This window comes from Paraconexibacter sp. (assembly GCF_059438195.1).
The window spans coordinates 113,363-135,265 of the sequence record NZ_JBLKKY010000002.1 but is presented as its reverse complement, the minus strand read 5'-3'; the positions used below and the strand labels follow the sequence as shown (position 1 = coordinate 135,265).

The window sequence follows — 21,903 nt, the reverse complement described above, 5'->3', positions numbered from 1 at the left end:
TCAGCCCGCGGCGGACTCGTGCTCGATGAGCCCGTAGTGGCCGTCGTAGCGTCGGTAGAGGACGCTGCCGCGCCCCGAGTCGGCGTCGACGAAGAAGAGGAAGCGGTGCTCGACGGCGTCCATCTCGTCGAGCGCCGTCCGCAGCGGCACGGGCTCGGAGAAGCGGTTCGCCTCGATCACGAGCCAGCGGTCGTCGACGTCCGGGCTCGCGCCCGACGGCTCGATGAGCCCGATCTTCTCGTCGTCGCGCAGGCGGTGCACGACCGCGTCGGCGCCCGTGTCCGCATCGCGGAAGAGGAAGAAGTCGTGGTCGAGGTCGAGCATGTCGGCCGTCGCCTCGAGCGGCCTCATCGGCTCGGCCGCGAACGTCTTGCGCCGGATGACCTCCCGTTCGCCGGCGGCGCGTGGGAAGTACGGCAGGCGCTTCGTCGGCAGCTGGCCGTGGCGCCACGCGCCGTCCTCGGCCTCGCCGTCGCGACGGCGCCGCGTGAGGCGCTCCTCGGCGATCCGCCGGAGCTGGCGCTCGAGGCGGTCGGCGAGGTCGTCGATCGCCAGCTCGGGCGTCGCGCTGGAGACGTGCGCGCGCACGACCCGTCCGTTGAGATCGATCTCGGCCTCGGCGCGTACGGGGTTCTCGACGCTCGGGTTCTCCGTGTGCGACACGCGCATCCGCGCGTCGATGACGGGTCCCTGGGCGATCTCCTCGAGCTTCGCGAGGCGCTGCTCGGCACGGGTGCGCTGCTCGTCGGAGAGCGTCCCCGGCCCGGTGATGGTCGTCTGCATCGTCGCTCCTTCGCGCGGTCGCGGTCAGCCCTCGAAGAGGGGCCGGAGGTCGGACGGCAGGACGGCGAGGACGTCGCGCATCTCGCCCTCGGAGACGTGGCGGCGCAGGACGCGGGCGACGGAGGCGACGGCGTGCGAGGCCTCGGTCTCTCCGGCCATCCCGCCGATGTCGCGCACGTGCCTGAGGAAGCTGTCGACGTCGTGCTCCAGCTTGCGCGGCGCGCCGGGCCGCCACTCCTCGAAGTAGATGCCGCGGATGAGGGTCGGCAGCTGCGAGGAGAGCTGGGCGGCCTCCTCGACGGTGAGCCGGTCGCGAAGGCAGTGGAGGACGGCGCGCAGAGCGCGGATCGCGGCCCGCTCGTCCTCGGTGCCGAGCTCCGCGCCGACCTCGCGGAACCAGCGGTGCGCGGTCTCCGCGCTGCGCTCGACCATGGTGGAAAGGCCTGTGCTCGTCATGCCTGCCACGTTCCCGTGGACGCGGTGCCGCTCACATCCGTGCGTGGACGCAGGGGCGCTGCGGCCTATTGCGGATCAGCCAGGCGCAGCGGCGCCGGCGTCGCGGGCGGCGAGCTGCTCGAGCTCGGCGACGGCGCGGCGGAGATCCTCGACGAGCGGACCGGGGCGGCGGTCGGCGAAGGCGTCGAGGAGCGCGTGGTAGTACCAGAGCTGGTCGTCGAGGGTGCGGCTCGGGAAGCGCTCCCAGAAGGCGGGGCCTTCGTGGCGATGGCCGCGGACGATCGAGCGGGCGTTGTGGACCTTGTCGGCGAGGATGACGCGGAGGGCCGCGTCGTCGCTCACGGCGGGGAGGTGGTCGAGGTAGGCGGCCTTGCGCTCGCGCCAGGAGCGGGTGTCATCGGGGTCGAGCGAGTCCGAGCACGCCTCGACGATGGCGGCGACGTCCTCGCCGATCTCGGTGCGGATCCGCTCGAGCACCGGCCGGCCGCCGCCGTCCTCCACCGCGTCGTGCAGGAGGGCGGCGATCGCCTGGGTCTCGTCCCCGCCATCCTCGAGGACGAGGCCCGCGACGACGAGGAGGTGCGCGGCGTACGGGACGCCCGTGCCGAGGCGGCGCTGGCCGCCGTGCACCTCGTTGGCGAGCGCCCCCGCCGCGAAGAAGCGGTCGGTCAGCGCCGGAGACGGAGGGGGACTCGCCGGATCCGTGGCCGCGTCGCTCATGCGGAGGCGGATGGTAGGGCAGGCCTGGCTTGCGTCCGGCGGCGCCGTCCCGCAAAGTGGGCGTCATGTCGCCCCGACACGACGAGGTCCCGGGGCCGCCGGCCCCCGATCCCGCGCCGCCGATGCCCGACCCGGAGGGTCCTCCGGGCCCCGACCCGGCGCCGCTCCCCGAGCCCGGCGCGGGCTGACGGCCGGCGCTCAGGCCCGACCGTTCCGCCGCCGGATCCGCTTCTCGGTCTCGATCACCGCCCACGCGACGAGCGCGAACGCCCACACCCGCGCCCACGTCGCGAGGTCGAGCGGGGCGCTGCCGAAGAGGTCGTTCATCGGGGCGGCATAGGTGAACGCGAGCTGGAGGACGACCATCGTCGCGACCCCGCCGAGCAGCCACCGGTTCGAGAGCAGCCCGAGGTCGCGTGCGCGGCCGGTGAGGGAGCGGCAGCTGAAGAGGTAGAGGATCTCGACGGCGACGAAGAGGCTCACCGCGACGGTCCTGGCCTCGTCGATCGGCGCTCCGTCGTTCCGCTCGAGCTCGAAGAGGCCGAAGGACCCGACGAGGAGGAGGACGGCGACGAGGACCGTCCGCTGGATGACGTCGGCGGTGAGGAGCGGCTCGGAGGGCAGCCGCGGCGGGCGTCGCATGAGGCCCGGCTCCGGCCGCTCGAACGCGAGGGTGAGCCCGAGGAGCACCGCGGTCGTCATGTTGATCCAGAGGATCTGCACCGGCAGGATCGGCAGCGTGGCCCCGGCGAGCACCGCGGTGAGGATGAGCAGGCCCTCCCCGCCGTTCGTCGGCAGCGTCCAGACGATGAACTTCTTGAGGTTGTCGAAGGTGTGACGGCCCTCCTCGACGGCGGCCTCGATCGAGGCGAAGTCGTCGTCGGCGAGGACGATGTCCGCCGACTCGCGGGCGACCTCCGTGCCGCTGCGGCCCATCGCGACGCCGATGTTCGCCTGGCTGAGGGCGGGCGCGTCGTTGACGCCGTCGCCGGTCATCGCGACGACCTCGCCCTCCGCCTGCAGCGCCTCCACGAGCCGCAGCTTCTGCTCCGCCGAGACGCGGGCGAACACGTGCGTCGAGGCGGCGAGCTGCCCGAGGTCTCGCGCGTCGCACGCCGCGAGCTCGCTCCCGCTCACGACGCGAGGGACGGCGTCGCCGGCGAGCCCGACGCGGCGGGCGATCGCACCCGCCGTCGCCGCGTGGTCACCGGTGATCATCTTCACCGCGACGCCCGCCTCGAGGCAGGCCGCGACGGCGGCGATCGCCTCGGGCCGCGGGGGGTCGGCGATCGCCTGCAGGCCGGCGAAGCGCAGGCCGTCGAGGTGCTCGAGGTCGCGATCGCCGCCGACGGCGCTCGTGTCGCCGACGGCGAAGGCGAGGACGCGTCGGCCTTCGTCCGCGAGCACGGCGGCGGCGTCGAGGATCGCGGCGCTCGGGAGCGCGCTCGCCGTGCCGTCGTCGCCGATCGCCTCGGCGCACATCGCGAGGACGCTCTCGACGGCGCCCTTCACGAAGACCTCCTCGCCGCCGTCCGGGCGGCGGTGGACGGTCGCCATGAACCGGCGCTCCGAGTCGAACGGCAGCTCCGCGAGGCGCGGGCGATCCGCGAGCTCGCCGGCGCGATGCAGCCCCGCCTTCGCCCCGGCGACGACGAGGCACGCCTCGGTGGGGTCCCCGACCGCCGTCCAGCGGCCGCCCCGCTCGACGACGTCGGCGTCTCCGCAGAGGACGCCGGCCCGCAGGCACGCCTCGAGCGCCGGATGGTCGCCGGGCGCGATGGGACGCCCGTCGAGCGTGATCGCCCCCTCCGGCGCGTAGCCGGTGCCCTCGACCTCGAACGCGACGCCGCCGGCGAGGATCGCCTGCACGGTCATCTCGTTGCGCGTGAGCGTCCCGGTCTTGTCGGTGCAGATGACCGTCGTCGACCCGAGCGTCTCGACCGCCGGCAGCCGGCGCACGATCGCGTGGCGGTGCGCCATCCGGCCGACGCCGAGCGCGAGGGCGATCGTCACCGCGGCAGGGAGGCCTTCCGGGATCGCGCCGACGGCGAGGGCGACCGCCGCGAGCAGCATGTCCGAGGCCGACTCGCCGCGGGCGAGGCCGACGCCGAACGTCGCGGCGGCGAGGGCGAGGATGACGACGGTGAGGGTCTTGCTGAAGGCCGCGAGTCGCCGGGTGAGGGGCGTCTCGAGCTCGGCGGTCTCGCCGAGGAGCCGGTGGATGCGTCCGAGCTCCGTGTCGCCGGCCGTCTCGACGACGACCGCTCGGCCGCGTCCCGAGGTGACGAGCGTGCCGGAGAACGTCATGTTCGCCCGGTCGGCGAGGACCGTCTCCGGCGGGAGGACGTCCTCGTCCTTGCGCACCGGCACCGACTCGCCGGTGAGCGCCGACTCGTCGATCTGCAGGCCGTCCACGGCGACGAGCCGCATGTCGGCCCCGACCTTGTCGCCCGCGGAGAGCAGCACGATGTCCCCCGGCACGAGCTCCCGAGCGGGGATCCGGCGGGTCTCGCCGTCGCGCACGACGCTCGTCTCGACCGTGACGAGCGCGGTGAGGGCGTCGAGGGCCCGCTCCGCCCGCGCCTCCTGGAGGAACCCGATCGCCGCGTTCGCGAGCACGACGCCGAGGACCACCGAGCCGTCGACCGGCTCGCCGATCGCGAACGTCGCCGCGGCCGCCGCGAGGAGGACGTAGATGAGCGGATGGTGGAACTGCAGCGCGAGGCGCCGCAGCGCGCCACGTCGCTCGACGCGGGGAAGGACGTTCGGGCCGTGCCGCTCGAGCCGGACGGCCGCCTCCTTCCGGGTGAGGCCCCGGTCGGGGTGCGCCTCGAGCACGAGCAGGGCCTCGTGGGCGGGGAGGTGGTGCATCGCGTCGGGTGTCCCCGCAGCTTCCGTCCTCCACGTCCGTGCGACATCCGGGACAGCCCGCAGGCTCCTGCGGCGAGGCGTAGTCGTCACTGAGCCGGGGGCGGTAGTCGCAGCGGATGGCGGACCCGTGGCCGGTCCCCGAGCATCGCGTGCACGAATCCGAACGGGAGAGGCAGAGAGACGATGAGCCGAGATCCACGCCCCGAACCGGTCGACGAGTCGACGTGGGATGCCGAGTGGGCGCTGCGGGTCACCGGTGCCGGACCGGCCTCGACGGCCCGCTGGGACGGCGACGCCGGCAGCGGACAGCGGCCCCGGCGCCCCCAGCGCCGCGGGCGCCTACGCGACGTCCTCGCGGCCGCCGCGTTGCTCGGCGCCCTCGTGACCGGCGTGTCGTTCGCCGACCGCGGCGATCCGCTGCGCGAGGCGGTCCGCAACGGCACGACGCAGGGCGAGACGGAGATCATCGGCGACATCGACCGCAGCACGGGCAGCAAGGGCGGATACGTGACGCGCCAGTCGAACGTCGCCGAGGGGGCCGATGCAGGAGGCGCGGCGATCTACGGGTGCCGCTCGCCGAAGGGCGGACGTTCGACCTGCCTCCGGGGCTCGAACCTCGCCGACGGCCACGCCTTCCAGTTCGCGACCGACGGAGCAGAGGTCGGGCGGATCACGGTCGGCGACCCGGACGTGGTGAACCCCTCGGCGCGACCTTTCTCGACAAACGCCACGGGCATCGCGACGGGCCTCAACGCCGATCGTCTCGACGGGCTCGACGCCGCCCAGATCCTCGCCGCGGTGACCGCCGGCCCCGCCGGCCCCGCCGGTCCACCCGGTGCGAAGGGCGACACCGGCGCCTCAGCGTGGTCCGCCGACTGCAACGAGGGGCTCGCGACCGGCGACGTCATGGTCCGCGTCGGCGCTGTCTGCATCGACCGCTACGAGGCCTCGATCTGGGACGCGCCGGTCGGCGGCAGCCAGATCACCGGGACGCTCCCGTGCGCCGCCGACGGTCAGGACTGCAAGGGCAAGATCTTCGCGCGGTCCGTCGCCGGCGTCGCGCCGGCCCGCAACGTCACCTGGTTCCAGGCCCAGCAGGCGCTGGCCAACTCCGGCAAGCGCCTGCCCTCGAACGCCGAGTGGCAGATGGCGGCGGCGGGCACTCCCGACACGGGGACGTGCAACACGGCGAGCATGAGCGGACCGGGAGCGACCGGCGCGATCGCCGCCTGCGCCTCGGCGTGGGACACCTACGACATGGTCGGGAACGTCTGGGAGTGGACGGGCGACTGGAACGACCACGCCGACGGCTGCGGAACGTGGGGCGGCGGCGGCACCGGCGTCACCGACGACCAGACGTGCTTCAGCTTCGCCACCCCGTTCCGCTATCCCGCGGCGCTCATCCGCGGCGGCGGCTACAACAGCGGCCCGTCGGCGGGGCCGTTCGCGGTGCAGTCGAGCCTCGACCCGTTCTTCACGACGCCGGGTCTCGGCTTCCGCGGGGCCCGGTAGCGTCGACGCCCGGAGGCGCGAGGTGCCGCGTGAACCAGTCGATGGCGAGCTTCTGGGCGGCCTCGAGCGTGCCGGGCTCCTCGAAGAGGTGGGTCGCCCCCGGCACGATCTGCAGCTCGGCCTCGCAGCGCAGAAGGGCGAGCGCGCGGCGGTTGAGCTCGATGACGATGTCGTCGTACCCGCCGACGATGAGGAGCGTCGGCGCGCGCACCTCGGCGAGGCGCGGCCCGGCGAGGTCGGGACGACCGCCGCGCGAGACGACCGCCTGCACCTCGTCGCCCTGGCCGGCGGCGGCCCACAGCGCGGCCCCGGCGCCGGTGCTCGCGCCGAAGTAGCCGACGCCCAGGTCTCGGAGGTCGGGCTGCCCGCGCACCCACCGGGTCGCGGAGGCGAGTCGTCCGGCGAGGAGCTCGATGTCGAAGACGTTCGCCCGGTGACGCTCCTCCGCGACCGTGAGGAGGTCCATGAGCAGCGTCGCGTGGCCGGCCTCGTTCAGCGCGGCCGCGACCTGGCGGTTGCGGGGGCTGTGCCGACTCGAGCCGCTGCCGTGCGCGAACACCACGACGCCGAGGGGGTCCGCGGGGACGTTGAGGTCGCCGACGACGTGGTCGCCGCCCGCGACGGGGATCCGCGCCTCCTCGTGGCGCGGCGGGTCGCCGCCGGCGGTGGCCGGGTCGCCTCCGGCGGCCTCCGGCGCGGCGCGTGTGGCGCCGGCGCGGGCGAGGAGGGCGACGACCTCCTCGTCCGGAGTCTGGCCGAACTCGTCGTACCAGTACCCGATCGCCCACATCCGCTCCGGCCGCAGCGGGCACACGATCCCGTCGAACTCCGGCTCGAGCTCGGCGATCGACTCGGGCGCGCCGACCGGGACGGCGAGGATGATCCGCTTCGGGTCGCGCTCGCGCAGGCAGCGGGCCGCCGCGTGGGCGGTCCCGCCGGTCGCGAGGCCGTCGTCGACGAGGAGCACCGTGCGGCCGGCGACGTCCACCGGCGGCCGGTCCGCGCGGTAGCGGCGCACGCGCTCCCGCAGCTCGTGCTCGGCGCGGGCGACGGAGTGCCCGAGCTCCTCCGGGCTCACCTGGAGGAGCCGCAGGGACTCCTCGTTGAGGAAGCGCACCCCGCCCTCGGCGACCGCGCCGATCCCGAGCTCCGGGTTGCCGGGAGCCCCGATCTTGCGGACGACGAGGACGTCGAGCGGCGCGTCGAGGGCTCGGGCGACCTCGTAGGCGACGGGCACCCCGCCGCGTGGGAGCCCGATGACGACGGGATGCTCGTCGGCCAGCGACCCGAGCCTCTCGGCGAGCCGGCGGCCTGCGTCGCGGCGGTCCTCGAACGTCCGGCGCACGCGTCCGATGCTAGGTCCGCTCCGCGGCGCGGTCATGAGTAGGAAACCCCGATTCCGTGGCGGGCCGGCGGTGCGCGTACTTGTCCTCACCACGACATCCGTGGAAGCCGCCGATGTCAGGGCCCACCAGCGGTGCGAGCCTCGAGGCGTGACCCTCGCGCTCGCGGTGATGGCCGCATGACGCAGCACCCCGAGCAGCCGCTGCTGGTCCTGACCCTGTTCGTCGCGGACTCGACGCCTGCCTCTGTCCGCGCGCGCCGGCAGCTCGACGTCTGGCTGGCCGGCCTCGGTGGGTCCCGCGTGCGGCTCGAGGTCGTCGACGTCCTCGACCGTCCCGAGGCGGCGGAGGAGGAGCGCATCATCGCGACGCCGACGCTCGTGCGTCATCACCCGCCCCCGCGGCGCAAGATCGTCGGCGACCTCAGCGACTGGGACCGGGTCGCGTCGCAACTCGACATGGAGGACGGTGCCCCATGAGCACGTGGCACGGCGGTCGAGCGGCGCCGGGACGGGCGGCCTGCGGCATCCGAGGCTTCGACGTCGTCTCCGGAGGTGGCCTGCCGGCCGGGCGCGCGACCCTGCTGACCGGGACCGCCGGCAGCGGCAAGACGGTGTTCGCGATGCACTTCCTCGCCGCGGGCGCCGCCGCGGAAGAGCCGGGCGTGCTCGTCACGTTCGAGGAGCGGCCCGAGGACATGCTCGCCAACGTCCGGTCGTTCGGCTGGGGATTCGACGAGCTCGTCGAGCGCGGGCGCATCGCGGTGCTCGACGCGTCGCCGGAGGACGACGTGGTCGAAGCGGGGAGCTTCGATCTCGCCGCCCTGCTCGCGCGCATCGAGCACGCGGTGGAGCGCATCGGCGCGCGGCGCGTCGTCATCGACGCGATCGACTCGGTGTTCGGCCGGTTCGCCGATCCCGACATCGTCCGCCGCGAGCTCGGGCGCATCGTCCGCCGGATGCGCGACCTGGAGGTCACCACGCTCGTCACCGCCGAGCGCCCCTCCGAGGACGACGACGTCATCGCGCGCCACGGCGTCGAGGAGTTCGTCCTCGACGCCGTGGTGCTCCTCCGCAACGCCGCCGTGGGCGCGCAGCGGCGACGGTCGATCGAGGTGCTGAAGCTGCGTGGCCACGCCCACAACAAGGGCGCCTATCCGTTCGTCATCGACCCCGACCACGGCATGGAGGTCGTGCCCGTGTCCGAGGTCGAGGCCGTCCGGCCGGTCACCTCCGAGCGGCTCTCCCTCGGCGACGCCGACCTCGATGCGATGTGCGAGGGCGGGCTGTACCGGGACTCGCTCATCCTCGTGGCCGGCGCGACGGGCACCGGCAAGTCGCTCATGGGCATCCAGTTCCTCGTCGCGGGCCTCGCCGCAGGCGAGACGGTCATCCTCTTCTCCTTCGAGGAGCGCCCGGACCAGGTGGTGCGCAACGCAGCGTCGTGGGGCTTCGATCTCGAGACGCCGTTGCGGGATGGCCGCCTGCGCCTCAGCTCGAGGTTCGCAGGGCGCACCGGGTTCGAGGACCTGCTCGTCGAGCTCAAGGGCGAGATCACCGAGCACGGCGCCCAGCGGGTCGTGCTCGACAGCGTGACGGCGCTCGAACGCGCAGGGGACCCCCAGGCGCTGCGCGACCTGCTCATCGGCCTCTCCGCGTTCACCAAGGCGCAAGCCGTGTCGCTGATGATGCTCACCGCGCCGCGTGAGCTGATGGGAGGCCTCGCCGCCTCCGGGGCGGAGCTGTCGACGTTCACCGACGCGATCATCCTCCTGCGCTACGTCGAGCTCGGCGGCGACCTGCGCCGCGCCGTGATGATCCTGAAGGCTCGCGGAACGGCGCACGATCGGGCGCTGCACGAGTTCACGATGGACTCCGAGGGCATGCACCTCCTCGGTCCCCTCCGGGGCGTGTCCTCCATCCTGGGCGGCGCAGCGCGCCTCGCGCCGAGCGAAGACCGCGACGCAGGGTCATGACCGCGCCGGACTCGCCGCCCTTCGGCACGTGGCCCGTCGGCGAGGAGGGGCTCGCACGGCTCGTCGCGGACATCGCCGACGGGATCGTCGTCGTCGATGACGACGGGCGCGTCCTCTTCGCCAATCGGTCGGCCGAGCGCATGCTCGACCCGCACGGGGCGCCGCTCGTCGGTCGCGAGCTCGGCATCCCGTCCCCTGCCGACGCGACGGCGGAGATCGACGTCCCCTCGACGGGCCGCGTCGTCGAGCTGCGGGCCTCCGCGATCGACTGGGCCGGGAGGTCCGCTTGGCTCGCCTCGCTGCGCGACATCACCGAGCGGCGTCGCGACGAGCGTGCCCGCGCCCGGCTGGCGGCGCTCGTCGAGGCGACCGACGACGCGGTGGTCGGCCTCGACGTCGAGGGCCGGGTCGAGACGTGGAACGCCGGTGCGACTGCGCTCTACGGGCACGGCGCGGGCGACGTGGTCGGTCGCCGGTTCGACGAGCTGGTGCCTCCGGACGACCCGCGCGGGCGCGCGGACGAGCTCGCCGCGGTGCTGCAGGGCGAGACCCGGCGGTTCGAGACGGTCGAGCGCCGCCGCGACGGCACGACCGTGGACGTGGCGATCACCGACTCGCCGATCCGCGGTCCCGGCGGTGAGGTCGTCGGGGTCGCCCGCATCGCCCGCGACATCGGCGACCAGCGGCGCCTGGAGCGCGAGCTGCGGTTCTTCGCCGACCACGACGTCCTCACCGGGTTGTTCAACCGGCGGCGGCTCGCCGACGAGCTCGTCCGCGCGGGCGCGGAGGCGGGGCGCCACGACGAGCCCGCCGCGCTGCTCGTCGCCGACATCGACAACTTCAAGCTCGTCAACGACGCGCTCGGCCACCGCGGCGGCGACGAGCTCATCGCGCGGGTCGCCCACGCGCTCCGTCATCGCCTGCGCGAGACGGACGTCATCGCGAGGCTCGGCGGCGACGAGTTCGCGATCATCCTGCCCCGTACGACGCTGGAGGGGGCGCGCCTCGTCGCCGACGCGTTGCGGGCGGCGGTGCACGCCCTCGAGGTCGTCGTGGACGCCCGTCCGATCCGCGTCACCCTCAGCGTCGGCATCGCGGTCATCGAGGGCCGTGAGCTGTCCCCCGACGACGCGCTCGCGATGGCCGATCTCGCGATGTACGAGGCGAAGCACCGCGGGCGCGACGTCATCGTCGTCGCGCGGCCCGGTGACGAGGGTCGACACGCCAGGCAGATGCTCACCTGGTCCGCGCGGCTGCGAGCAGCGCTCGACGAGCACCGGTTCGAGCTCTTCGCGCAGCCGATCGTCGACGTCGCCACCCGCAGATCCGATCACGCCGAGCTGCTGCTGCGCATGCGCGACGTCGACGGGGAGATCGTCTCCCCCGGGGCGTTCATCAACACGGCCGAGCGCTACGGCCTCATCGGCGAGATCGACCGCTGGGTCATCGCTCGCGCCCTCGAGCTGCTCGCCGGCGACCCCCGCGGCTCCATGACGTATGCGGTCAACGTGTCGGGCGCCACGATCGGGGACCCCTCGCTGCTCGCGTTCGTCGAGCAGGCCATCGCGAGGACGGGCGCCGACCCGTCGCGGCTCATCTTCGAGCTCACCGAGACCGCCGCCGTCGGCGACCTCGACGCGGCCCGGCGCTTCGCCGAGGGCGTCCGCGGGGTCGGCTGCGCGTCCGCGCTCGACGACTTCGGCTCGGGCTTCGGGTCGTTCTCGTATCTGCGCTACCTGCCGATCGACTTCGTGAAGATCGACGGGGAGTTCGTGCGCGGCCTCCCCGGGAGCCGCAGCGACCGGCTGCTCGTCAAGGCGATCGCCGACGTCGCACGAGGCCTCGGGAAGCGGACGGTCGCCGAGCAGGTCCAGTCCGACGCGGCGCTCGAGATGCTGCGCGAGTGCGGCGTCGACCTCGCCCAGGGCTTCCACCTCGGCGTGCCCGGCCCGATCGATGACGCGGGCTGAGCTCACGCTCGCGCTCGCCGGGGACACGATGCTCGGCCGCGGCGTGGCGCGACGTCTGGACGACGACCCGCGCACGCCGCTCCTGCACCCCGCGCTCGTCGAGATGGCGGGGGCGGCCGACGCCTTCGTGCTCAACCTCGAGTGCTGCATCTCTGCACGCGGGGAGCGGATCGGGGCGCGTGGCAAGCCGTTCTTCTTCCGCGCCCCGCCGCTCGCCGCGCAGCGTCTCGCCGACATGGGCGTCACGGCCGTCACCCTCGCGAACAACCACGTCCTCGACTACGGGCCCGACGCGCTCGCCGACACGCTGGAGCATCTCGACGCCGCGGCGATCCCGCACGCGGGCGCCGGTCTCGATGATCGCTCCGCGCGTGCGGCCGCCGAGCTCGTGGTGAAGGGGCGTCGTCTGCGCGTCGTCGCTGCCTCCGACCACCCCCGCTCCTACGCGGCCGGGCCGACGTCGTCCGGAATCGCCTTCACGGACCTCCAGGGAGAGGGCGTGCCCGCGTGGCTGCGCGATGCCGTCCGCCCGCACGACGACGAGCTCGTGATCATGAGCATCCACTGGGGTCCGAACATGGCGCCGTCGCCCGTGCCGCACGTGCGGCGCGCGGCCGGGCTCCTGGAGGAGGCGGGCGCGACCCTCGTCGCCGGCCACTCCGCTCACGTCCCACAGGGGGTGCGCGGCCGGGTCCTCTTCGACCTCGGGGACTTCATCGACGACTACGCCGTCGATCCGTACCTGCGCAACGACCTCTCGATGCTCTGGCTCGTCACCCTCGACGACGACGGCCCACGCCGCGTCGAGGGAGTCCCCGTCCGGCTCGAGTACGCCTTCACGCGGCCCGCCGACGCCGACGAGGCGCAGCCCCTGCTCCAGATCATGCGCGATCGCTGCGAGGCCCTGGACACGCGCGTCGCGCTCGTCGACGGACGGCTCGTGTTCGTGACGTGAGCCGCGGGCGACGCCGGGACGAGGAGATGGCGCTCCTCCCGCCGAGCGGCGGGTCCTCCGACGACCCGCGACACGAAGAAGCCCCGCCGGTCGACGGGGCTCTCGGGCCGATGGCGAGACCCGGACTCGAACCGGGGACACCACGATTTTCAGTCGTGTGCTCTACCAACTGAGCTATCTCGCCGCGGCTCGAGAGGGTACCGCGTCGAGGCGGACGTGCGTCGAGCCGACGCGCAGCGGGACGGTGCCAGGGTAGGCTCGTCTCGTCGTGACCCCGCGCCAGGTCGTCCCCGCGCTGCTCGTCGCCTTCGCGACGGCCTTCCTCGTCATCCTGCTCGGGAGCGGCGGCGAGAGCGAGGAGCCCGTGCGCGACGTCGCCGAGGAGGTCCGCGTCGGGGACCCGCTCGCCGAGGCGCTCCTCTACCTGCCGGCCGACCCGGAGGGCGTCATGACGGTCCAGACGGACCCGGGCTCGGGGCCCCTCGCGGCCGGCGCGGAGCTCGTCGACGAGCTCCCGATCGGCGACGAGCTCGACGGTCTCCTGCGCGACGTCCTCGGGCTCGCGAGCACGACGCCCGCGGCGCTCGCCCCGCTGCTCGGCAACCCCGTCGTCGGCGCGATCCCGGCGACGGTCGACCTGCCGGCCATCGTCGACGAGAGCGAGGAGGAGGCGGGCGCGACCGACGAAGCCGCCCGCCGCGACGACGGGGCCGTGCGGACCGTGTTCGCCTCGCACGAGGGGAGCGGCGGCATCGAGAGCGACCCGGGGCTCGCCCCGCTGCCCGAGCCGGAGCCGCCCCCGCTCGACGACCCCGACGACCTCGAGCCGCTCCCGCCTCTCGACCCGCCGGAGGACCTGCCGCCGCTCGACTCCGACGAGCTCGACGACCTCGAGGGGCTCGACGAGGACCGCGACGCCGACGACCTCGACCCGCTCGACGACCTCGACCGCCGAGAGAGCGACAGCGACGACTTCGACGACCTCGAGCCGTCCATCGGCCTCGACGCTCTCGGCCTCCCCGAGATCGAGGGCGACGTCGACCCCGCCGCGCTCCTGCGCCCGCTCGCTCGCCGCGTGCGGCTCGCGTGGGTGACCGAGGACGCCGCCGCCCTCGCGCAGCTCGTCGAGCAGCAGGTGGGCGCCGGCGGCCTCCGGCGCGACGACGACGTCGCCGGCCACGAGGTCTACGTCCGCGACGGCGGCACGAGCGTCGCCGTCCGCGGCCCCGTCCTCGTCGTCGCCCCGACGCCGGAGGACCTGCGGTCCGCCCTCGCGCTGCGCGGGGAGACGGGGGGCGGCGGCGGCTCCTCGTCGCTGAGCGCCGCCGAGCTGCGCGACCGCGTCGACGGCCTCCCCGGCCCGAGCGACTCGCTCGTGCGCCTCTCGGTGGACCGCGAGGCCCTCCTCGACGCCTACCCCGACCTCGAGGGCCTCTCCCGCGCGACGTCGTGGACCGAGGCCGTCGGCCGCGTCGCCGTGGCGATCGTCCCCGACGAGGACGGCCTGCGCGTGCCGTACCGCGTGACGACGGACGAGGAGGGCCTCTCGCTCGCCGACGTCCCGATCGCCTCGGGCATCAGCGGCCCGAACCCCGTCGGCGAGGGGCGGGTGCTCGTCTCGGTGCGCAACTTCGGCCACACGCTGCGCGCCTTCCGCCGGGCGCTCGAGGCGGGCGACCAGAAGGTCGCCGGGCAGATCGACGCGGTGGAGGGCGCCCTGCGCCGCTTCGCGCGCATCGACCTCAAGGAGGACATCCTCGACCGCCTCTCCGGCTCGGCGACGCTCACGACCGACGGCGAGGCGCTGACGTTGCGCTCGGACCTGTCGGACCCGAAGAGCGTCGGCGCGGCGCTCGCGAAGATCGCCGGGCTCCTCGACGCCGGCGACGTCATCGGCGGGTTCGGCATCGACATCGACACCGGCGGCTTCGGCCTCGAGCGCGACGGCGACCGCTACCGGCTCACGAAGGACGGGGGCGACCTCTTCACGCTCGGCGTCTCCGGCGGCGCGCTCGTGATGACCACCGACCCGACCGTCGACCTGCGCTCCGTCGCCGACGCTCCGCCGGCGCCCGCCGACGGCACGCGCGGCGCGCTCTTCGCGCGGATCGCCGCCGCCGGGCTCGCGGACCTCGCCGCCGCGACCGCCGAGGACGCCGAGGAGCTCGCGGACGACCTCGCCGACGTCGGTGAGCTCACCGTCACCGCCGCGGGGAGCGCGGAGCACGTCGAGGGCGAGCTGCGGCTCGCGGGCCGCGACTAGCGCCCGCGTCAGGCGTCGGGGCCGCGCGACGGCCGGTCGCCGACGGCGAGCCGGTGGACGACGATCGGCTCTCCGTCACGCCCGGTCGCGCGGAAGGCGAACGTGAGCCCGATCGCCTCGGCGACCGCGATCGAGCGCGTGTTCGCGGGCTGGATCCGCGCGATGACGTGGCCGGCGCCGAGACGGTCGAAGGCCTCGTCGCGCACCGCGGCGGCGCCCTCGCGGGCGAGGCCTCGTCCCCATGCGGGCGGATCGAGCCACCAGCCGATCTCGTGCTGCCCCGGGTCGAGGCCGGCGTTCCCGGCGCCGACGAGGGTGACCGCCATGAAGCCGACGGCCTCGCCGGTCGTCCGCTCGACCGCGGCGCGCCACCCGAACCCGCGCTCCTGCCAGTGGCGACGCTGCAGCACCGACACGCTCCGCGCATCGACGCCCCGCCACGGGCCACCGGCGGCGACGTGCTGCATCACCTCGCGCTTCGCGGCGAGGCGGGCGAGCAGCGGGGCGTGGTCGTCGCACCACGGCTCGAGCCGCAGCCGCGGCGTCTCGAGGACGGCGGACGTCACCCGTCGAGGGTAGGGCGCGGGAGGCCCGGGCGCGGACCGGCGCTCAGCTCTCCGAGCGCGGGCGGACGCTCGCCCGCACCCCGCCGCGGCCACGCGGCGCCTTCACCTTCACGCTGAACGTGCCGTCGCTGCGCACGCGCCGCACGAGGACCTTCCTCGGACCCTTCTTGCGTCGCAGCGAGATGCGCACGCGCTCCGCCGCTCCGGACGGCGTCACGCGCCCGCTCACCTTCAAGCGACCGCTGCGGACCTTGCGCAGCTTGTAGCGCACGCGGACCTCGCGCTTCGCCGTGCGCTCCTCGTCCGAGGCGCGCGGCGGCGCGGCGGGGGCGACGCCGTCGGCGAGGCCCTGCACCGGGCATGCGGATGTCGCGTCCGAGGACTCGGGCGGCTGCTGGCCCTGCGGGAGGCCGAAGTTCTGCACCCAGTGCACGCGATCCGCGAGGGGCGCGTAGACGCCGACGCCGAGCTCGGTGAAGTCCGACTCGAGGACGTTGCGGCAGTGTCCCTCGCTCGCCATCCAGCCCTCCATCACGCGGCGCGGCGTCGGGTGCCCGGCGGCGATGTTCTCGCCCCATGCCCACCAGTCGTAGCCGGCGCGCGAGATGCGGTCGTGGGGACGGCTGCCGTTCGGCGCGGGCGACGGCGCGTCGTGGGCGAAGAAGCGGCGGGCCGCCATGTCGAGCGCGTGCCCGAGCGCGGAGAGCCGGAGGTGCGGCTCCGGGGCGACGCCCGCCAGGTCGCGGGCCGCCCGCTCGACGTTGACGAGGCAGTGGATCGCCGCGGCGGCGCGCTCGGTCGTCGCGGCGCTCACCCGCAGCTCGGCGTCGGGACACGCCGACTGGGCGCGGGCGGGGGCGGCGGGGAGGAGTGCGAGCGCGAGGCCGGCGCCGGCCGTGGCGAGGAGGGAACGGGGAGAGGCCACGTCGTGCGCATCGGCGCAGTTCGTCGCACCTGGCAACCCCCAGGGGAAGTCGCTCGACGGATGTCCGAGAAGCCTGTCGCCCTGCCGCTCGCGGCGGCGGGCCCGGTCTCAGCGGTCCCAGGCGCGCAGCTGGGGGAGCGGATCGACGGGGCGCGACTCCTTCGAGACGCGCCACCCTCCGACCCAGATCTCGAAGTGGAGGTGCGGGCCGCTCGATCGCCCGGTCGAGCCGACGCCGCAGAGGCGGCTGCCGGCGACGACCCGGGCGCCCTCGACGGCGACGACGCTGCCGGCCTGGCAGTGCGCGAAGAAGAACGAGCGGCCGTCGTCGGCGTCCATGACGACGTAGTGGCCGGCGCCGTCCTTCTGGAAGTCGACGTGGCGCACGATGCCAGGGAGCGGGGCGACGACGGGCGTGCCCTCGGCGGCGGTGACGTCCTGGCCCTCGTGGCGGTGCGTGCCGCGCTCCGACCCGAACGTCGACCCGTCCCCGCCGTAGCTGTGGAGACCCTGGACGGGGAAGACGCCGCCGTCGGTCGTCGCGGGGGCGGGCGCGGGCCTCGGCCTCGGGGCGCGCCGCACGACGAGCGTCGTGCGGCCGCCGCGGCGGCGGGTCCGGCGGAGGTGCGCGCCGTCGGGATCCTTCGCGTGGACGCGCACCGTGTATCGCCCGGGGGTGAGACGCGCGTCCTTCGGCCACTTCACCGTGAACGTGCGGTTCGTGCGCACCCGGCCGAGGTCGACGCGGAGCACCTGCCCGCCCTTCTCGCGCGGCCAGACGACGATGCGCGCGGACACCTTCTTCACGCCGCGCTGATCGATGCGCAGGCGCAGCCGCGGGAGCCTGCGGTCCTCGCGCACCTTCCTCGGGGACAGCGAGAAGCGCGACGCGACCGGTCGCTTGTCCCGCGGGGGCGAGACGGGCTGGCCGTACTCGGCCCCGCCGGCGCCGCCACGCGGACCGGGGGCCTTCGCCCCGCCCGCGGTCGCGGCGGCCGCCGTCGCCGGCCCGGCGGCCGCGAGCGCGCCGAGGACCGCGAGGAGGGCCCCGAGCCTCGTGCTCATGCGTCGACCGCCGTCCATGTGCGGGGATTTCGAACCGGCCGGGGCGGGTTCCCACCGGCACTGGACGCATGCACGGGTTCCGGGCGCCCCCGTGGAGCTTCCGGGGCGGAAACCTCCATCCCGCACGGGTTCGTGCAGCGTCCCTACCGCTCGAGCATCCGCGCGAGGACCTCGGCCGCCCCGTCCTTGTGGAGCGGCTCGTTGAGGTTGCCGCACTTCGGCGACTGCACGCAGGAGGGGCAGCCCGCGTCGCAGGGGCACTCGGTGATGAGGCGGTACGCGTCGGCGCACAGGGCCTCGAAGACGTGGAAGCCGCGGCGGGTGATGCCGACGCCGCCGGGATGGCCGTCGTGGATGAAGATCGTCGGGCCGCCGGTCTGCGGGTGCGCGTTCGTCGAGAGGCCGCCGATGTCCCAGCGGTCGCACATCGCGAGGAGCGGCAGGACCGCGATCTGGGCGTGCTCCATCGCGTGCAGCGACCCGAGGAGGACCTCGAGCGGGATCTGCTCGCCGGGTCCGCCGCCGCCGAGGACGTCCGCGCCGAGCTCGTACCAGAGCGCCTGCGTCGTCATGCTCGTCGGCGCCATGTCGAGCGCCTGGAGGTCGATGACCTCGTGCGACGGCAGCCGCGTGCGCTGGTAGGCGAGGACCTCGCTCGTCACCGTGACGATGCCGAAGCTCAGGGTGACGCCGTGGACGTCGCGGCGGTCGAGGAGCTTCTCGATGTGCGTCTCGGTCTCGGTCTTCGGCTGCGTGTACCAGTCGCCGCCGAACGGCTCGACGAGCGCGGTGCCCGCCTCCGGGTCGAACGCGGCGACCTCGTAGGAGCGCCCGAGGTGGAGGTAGACGGCGCCCTCGTGGACGGTCGTCGCGGCGCGGCCCGCCTCGACGGTGCCGAGCATCTCGCCCGTCGAGGTGTCGACGACACGCACCTGGTGGGGCGAGGCGGAGCGCAGCGAGACCCGCGCGGCGGGGAAGTCCTCAGGGTGGCGCAGGAGGAACGCCCCGCGGCGCTCGACGAGCTCGCCGAGGCCGGCGAGGTGCTCGCAGTGCGCGCGGACGCGCGGGCCGAGGAACTGCGCGTCGATCCGCGGGTCGATCGGGCCCTCGTGCGCGGCGCAGAGGAGGTGCTGGAGGTGGATCTCCTCGCTCTCGTGCTCGAGGATCGCCGACTCGACGGGACGCTCGAGGAACTCCTCGGGGTGGCGGCAGAAGTACTGGTCGAGGGCGTCCTCGCCGGCCACGTAGACCGCGAGGCCGCGGCCGCGGCGCCCGGCGCGGCCCCACATCTGCCGCAGCGAGGCGACCGTCCCGGGGAACGTGACGCAGACGGCGGCGTCGAGGGCGCCGATGTCGATGCCGAGCTCGAGCGCGTCGGTCGTGACGACCGCGCGCAGGTCGCCGGACTGCAGGCGCGCCTCGAGCTCGCGGCGCTGCGCCGGGGTGTAGCCGGCGCGGTAGGGGGCGACGAGGTCGGCGAGCTCGGGGTCGCTGTCGCGGAGCTGGTCGGCGACGAGCTTCGCGACGACCTCGACGCCGCGGCGGCTCTTCACGAAGCAGATCGTCCGCGACCCGCGACGCATGAGCCCGGCGACGAGGTCGGCCGCCTCGCCGAGCGCGCTGCGCCGCAGCTGGAGCGCCTCGTCGAGGACGGGCGGGTTCCACATCGCGATCCGGCGCGCGGCGCCGGGCGAGCCGTCCTCGTCGACGAGCGCGACCTCGTCGAGTCCCGTGAGCCGCTCGGCGAGCTCGACGGGGTTCGCGATCGTCGCGCTCGCGAGGAAGAACCGCGGCTCGGTCCCGTAGGCGTGGGCGATCCGCCGCAGCCGGCGCAGGACGTTCGCGACGTGCGAGCCGAAGACCCCGCGGTAGACGTGCGCCTCGTCGACGACGACCGCCGCGAGGTTCGCGAACACGTCCCCCCACTTGCGATGGTGGGGAAGGATCCCCATGTGGAGCATGTCGGGGTTCGTGAGGAAGAGGTTCGCGCTGCGGCGGATCTGCACGCGGTCCTCACGACGGGTGTCGCCGTCGTAGATCGCCGGCCGGACGCGCCCCTTGCGCCCGCCGCTCAGCCCGAAGGCGTGGAGCGCGCGCGCCTGGTCCTGCGCCAGGGCCTTCGTCGGCGAGAGGTAGATCGCCCGGGCGGCGGGGTCCGCGCAGAGGACGTCGAGGACCGGGAGCTGGAAGCACAGCGACTTCCCCGACGCCGTCCCCGTCGTCACGACGAACGGCCCCTCCTCCGCGGCGGCGAGCGCGGCGGTCTGGTGGCGGTAGAGGCGCTCGATGCCGACGCGCGCGAGCCCGTCGAGCAGCGCCGGGTGGAGGTCGTCGGGGATCTCGTCGAGAACCGGCCGGCGCGCGCCCTCGTAGGACTCCGCGACGACGCGGCCGTCCGCGGTCGCCTCCTCGAGGAGGGGCGCCCACGGGTCCGGGCCGGCGTCCGGCCGGGACGCGTGGGATGCGGCGGGGGTGCTCGCCATCTACCCCCGACGGTAGCGCGCGGCCAGCAGGAGCTCGGCGACGCGGTCCGAGGCCTCCCGCAGCTTGCGGAAGTACGTCGCCCGGGAGACGTTGAGCTCGAGCGCCGCCCGGTCGTGGCCGCCCGTCGGGTCGAGATAGCCGTGGCGGAGGGTCGCGGCGAGGAGCTGCTCGTCGGCGCTCTCCCCGAAGCCCTCGGCGACCGTCCGCTCGATCTCCGCGCGGACGGCGGCGGCGCGCTCCGCGACGGTGCCGGTACGCGGTGCGAGCGGGCTGTCGGCGAGGTCCGGGGGGCGATGGAAGCGCCGCAGGACGGCGCGCACGTCGTCGGCGGTGACGTGACCGGGCGCCGCCGGGGCCGGCGGTGCCCCGTCGCCGTGCGCGGCGGCGGCGACCTCCGCCCGCACGACGTCGCGGAGCTGCCCGAGGACGCCCCCGGCGCCGTGGTCGAGGACGTGGCACTCGATGTTCTGGCCGTCGCCGCGGTCGACGTCGAGCGACGGGACGTGGACGGCGCCGACGCCCTCGGCGAACGCGCGCGCGACCGGGTTCTCCGGGTCGATCGGCAGGTAGCTGCGGCGGATGTTCGTCAGGCCCGACCGCATCATCGCGGCCGTGTTCATCATCGCGATGATCGGCGAGTGGACGTCGCCCCGGCGGCCGGAGCTGAGGTCCGTCGAGTCCCGCCAGACGAGGACCTCCTCGCCGGGGAACGCGGCCTCGGCGTGGCGCAGCCAGGGGCCGAGGATCCGGTCGCTGCGCACCGCCGGGGAGCGCGTCGCGGGCGTCGCGCTGATGCAGAAGCCCTGCAGCCGCTCGGCGGCGTCGCGGGCGATGACGACGTGCTCCGGGGCGTCGCGGAGGAACGGCCGCACGTAGGCGCCCCATCCCGCGTCGCCGAGGCGGGCGGTGAGCGCGGCGGCGAGGGCGGCCTCGTCCCCGTCGCGGGGGTGGTCGACGCGGTAGGCGACGCTGCCCTCGGCACCGAAGCCCCAGCGCAGGGCCTCGGCGTCCATGAGCTCGGCGAGGTCGGTGACGAGGCGCGGCTCGCCGCGCACCGCGCGGCCGTGGAGGTGGTCGGCGATGCGCACCCGCAGCTCGCGCTCGCGCTCCGGCCGCGTCGCGCGCTCGCGCGCGCGGACGGCCCGGCGCAGCAGCTCGTGGAGGGCGACGCCGTCGCCGACGGGCTCGGCGAACGTCCGTGCGCGCAGCCAGCCCTCGGCCGTGGCCGCGTCGCTCCCCGGGAGGACGTCGGCGAGCAGCGCCCGCGTCGTCACCCGCGCGATCGCCGCGACGGCGAGGACGTCGCGGTCGGCGCTGCCGAGATCCTCGCCGGCGATCCGCCGGACGAGCATCCCGGCGAGGTCGGGGCGGTCGGCGAGGGTCGGGACCGGTGTGTCGCGCCCGGCGATCGCGTCGACGGCGACGGCGAGCGCGAGCGGGGAGCCGCCGGCCCAGCGGACGACCGCCTCCGCGTCGGCCGGGTCGTCGAGGCCGTGGCGGGCGAGGAGCGCGTGCGCGTCGTCCGCGTGGAGCGGGCCGAGCGCGAGCGACGTCGTGATCTGCTCCCAGCCGTCCTGGAACCACTCGGGGTCGGGCGTCCCGCGGCCGGCGATGACGACGAGCGCGCCCTCGGGGAGGGCGGGGAGGACGCGGCGGCGCAGGTGCGTCCCGGCGGCGGCGATGCGCTCGTAGGTGTCGAGCAGGACCACAGGCCGGTCGGCGCCCGCGGCGCCCTCGAGGGCCGCGTCGAGCTCCCCGGGGAGCGGCGCGATCTCGCGGCCCTCGATGCGGAGCACGGGTCGCCCCTGCGCCTCGGCACGGCGGCCGAGCTCGCGCAGGAGCGTGCTCTTCCCGATTCCCCCGGGTCCGTGGACGAGGACGATCGAGGCGTCCTCGTCGATGTCGGTGAGGAGCGCGCAGAGGCGCGCGAGCTCGGCGTCCCGCCCGACGAAGCGGGCCGCGTCGCGACGATCCAGTCGGTCCCTGATGGTGGTGGTCATCGCAGGGACAACTCT

17 protein-coding genes and 1 tRNA gene are annotated in these 21,903 nt (G+C 74.9%); 7 read left to right on the top strand and 11 right to left on the bottom strand.

Annotated features, from left to right (window positions below; all coding sequences use genetic code 11):
• The 3 genes from ACME2J_RS01365 to ACME2J_RS01355 all read right to left on the bottom strand — a co-directional run bounded on the left by ACME2J_RS01365 (position 1) and on the right by ACME2J_RS01355 (position 1,959).
• A complete protein-coding gene (locus ACME2J_RS01365; RefSeq protein ID WP_495543062.1) occupies positions 1–783 on the bottom strand; it encodes a ribosome hibernation promotion factor in 783 nt (260 codons plus the stop codon).
• 24 nt (positions 784–807) lie between these two features.
• A complete protein-coding gene (locus ACME2J_RS01360; RefSeq protein ID WP_495543061.1) occupies positions 808–1,239 on the bottom strand; it encodes a DUF2267 domain-containing protein in 432 nt (143 codons plus the stop codon).
• Positions 1,240–1,314: 75 nt separating this feature from the next.
• A complete protein-coding gene (locus tag ACME2J_RS01355; protein ID WP_495543060.1) occupies positions 1,315–1,959 on the bottom strand; it encodes an HD domain-containing protein in 645 nt (214 codons plus the stop codon).
• A gap of 65 nt (positions 1,960–2,024) precedes the next feature.
• On the opposite strand from ACME2J_RS01355, the gene ACME2J_RS01350 reads away from it, so the two are divergent.
• Positions 2,025–2,147, top strand: a complete 123-nt coding sequence (locus tag ACME2J_RS01350) for a hypothetical protein (protein WP_495543059.1) — start codon at positions 2,025–2,027, stop codon at positions 2,145–2,147.
• Between the two features lie 10 nt (positions 2,148–2,157).
• Here the strand turns inward: ACME2J_RS01350 and ACME2J_RS01345 are convergent, their stop codons facing one another.
• The gene (locus ACME2J_RS01345; protein ID WP_495543058.1) at positions 2,158–4,830 is read right to left on the bottom strand and encodes a cation-translocating P-type ATPase; all 2,673 of its coding nucleotides are present in this window, start codon (positions 4,828–4,830) and stop codon (positions 2,158–2,160) included.
• A gap of 183 nt (positions 4,831–5,013) precedes the next feature.
• On the opposite strand from ACME2J_RS01345, the gene ACME2J_RS01340 reads away from it, so the two are divergent.
• Entirely contained in the window at positions 5,014–6,342 is a 1,329-nt protein-coding gene (locus ACME2J_RS01340) for a formylglycine-generating enzyme family protein (RefSeq protein ID WP_495543057.1), read from the top strand.
• On the opposite strand, the gene ACME2J_RS01335 is transcribed toward ACME2J_RS01340, so the two are convergent.
• Positions 6,305–7,687: a phosphoribosyltransferase family protein gene (locus ACME2J_RS01335; RefSeq protein WP_495543056.1), complete on the bottom strand. Its 1,383-nt coding sequence runs from the start codon at positions 7,685–7,687 to the stop codon at positions 6,305–6,307. The genes ACME2J_RS01340 and ACME2J_RS01335 overlap by 38 nt on opposite strands.
• A gap of 177 nt (positions 7,688–7,864) precedes the next feature.
• On the opposite strand from ACME2J_RS01335, the gene ACME2J_RS01330 reads away from it, so the two are divergent.
• From ACME2J_RS01330 to ACME2J_RS01315, 4 genes are read left to right on the top strand one after another with little or no spacing between them, the layout of a single operon-like run.
• Entirely contained in the window at positions 7,865–8,164 is a 300-nt protein-coding gene (locus tag ACME2J_RS01330) for a circadian clock KaiB family protein (RefSeq protein WP_495543055.1), read from the top strand.
• Positions 8,161–9,660 carry a circadian clock protein KaiC gene (gene kaiC / locus ACME2J_RS01325; RefSeq protein ID WP_495543054.1) on the top strand — a complete coding sequence of 500 codons (1,500 nt, stop codon included), beginning with the start codon at positions 8,161–8,163 and terminating at the stop codon, positions 9,658–9,660. Before ACME2J_RS01330 ends, kaiC begins: the two co-directional genes overlap by 4 nt.
• The gene (locus tag ACME2J_RS01320) at positions 9,657–11,630 is read left to right on the top strand and encodes a putative bifunctional diguanylate cyclase/phosphodiesterase (protein WP_495543053.1); all 1,974 of its coding nucleotides are present in this window, start codon (positions 9,657–9,659) and stop codon (positions 11,628–11,630) included. The genes kaiC and ACME2J_RS01320 overlap by 4 nt, the downstream gene beginning before the upstream one ends.
• Entirely contained in the window at positions 11,617–12,585 is a 969-nt protein-coding gene (locus ACME2J_RS01315) for a CapA family protein (protein WP_495543052.1), read from the top strand. The genes ACME2J_RS01320 and ACME2J_RS01315 overlap by 14 nt, the downstream gene beginning before the upstream one ends.
• A gap of 111 nt (positions 12,586–12,696) precedes the next feature.
• Here the strand turns inward: ACME2J_RS01315 and ACME2J_RS01310 are convergent.
• Positions 12,697–12,769 (bottom strand) — tRNA-Phe (locus ACME2J_RS01310).
• A gap of 84 nt (positions 12,770–12,853) precedes the next feature.
• On the opposite strand from ACME2J_RS01310, the gene ACME2J_RS01305 reads away from it, so the two are divergent.
• Positions 12,854–14,848 (top strand): hypothetical protein, encoded by a 1,995-nt coding sequence (locus ACME2J_RS01305; RefSeq protein ID WP_495543051.1) that lies wholly within the window; start codon positions 12,854–12,856, stop codon positions 14,846–14,848.
• 8 nt (positions 14,849–14,856) lie between these two features.
• Here ACME2J_RS01305 and ACME2J_RS01300 read toward each other — a convergent pair whose 3' ends face one another.
• The 5 genes from ACME2J_RS01300 to ACME2J_RS01280 form a co-directional block, all read right to left on the bottom strand.
• Positions 14,857–15,414: a GNAT family N-acetyltransferase gene (locus tag ACME2J_RS01300; RefSeq protein ID WP_495543050.1), complete on the bottom strand. Its 558-nt coding sequence runs from the start codon at positions 15,412–15,414 to the stop codon at positions 14,857–14,859.
• A gap of 43 nt (positions 15,415–15,457) precedes the next feature.
• Positions 15,458–16,339 (bottom strand): CAP domain-containing protein, encoded by an 882-nt coding sequence (locus ACME2J_RS01295; protein ID WP_495543049.1) that lies wholly within the window; start codon positions 16,337–16,339, stop codon positions 15,458–15,460.
• A gap of 108 nt (positions 16,340–16,447) precedes the next feature.
• On the bottom strand, positions 16,448–17,404 hold the full coding sequence (locus ACME2J_RS01290) for a M23 family metallopeptidase (protein ID WP_495543048.1): 957 nt from the start codon (positions 17,402–17,404) through the stop codon (positions 16,448–16,450).
• 143 nt (positions 17,405–17,547) lie between these two features.
• Complete coding sequence (locus ACME2J_RS01285; RefSeq protein ID WP_495543047.1) at positions 17,548–19,887, bottom strand: DEAD/DEAH box helicase; 2,340 nt, start codon at positions 19,885–19,887, stop codon at positions 17,548–17,550.
• Positions 19,888–21,888, bottom strand: a complete 2,001-nt coding sequence (locus tag ACME2J_RS01280; protein ID WP_495543046.1) for an ATP-binding protein — start codon at positions 21,886–21,888, stop codon at positions 19,888–19,890.
• Positions 21,889–21,903 lie beyond the last annotated feature (15 nt).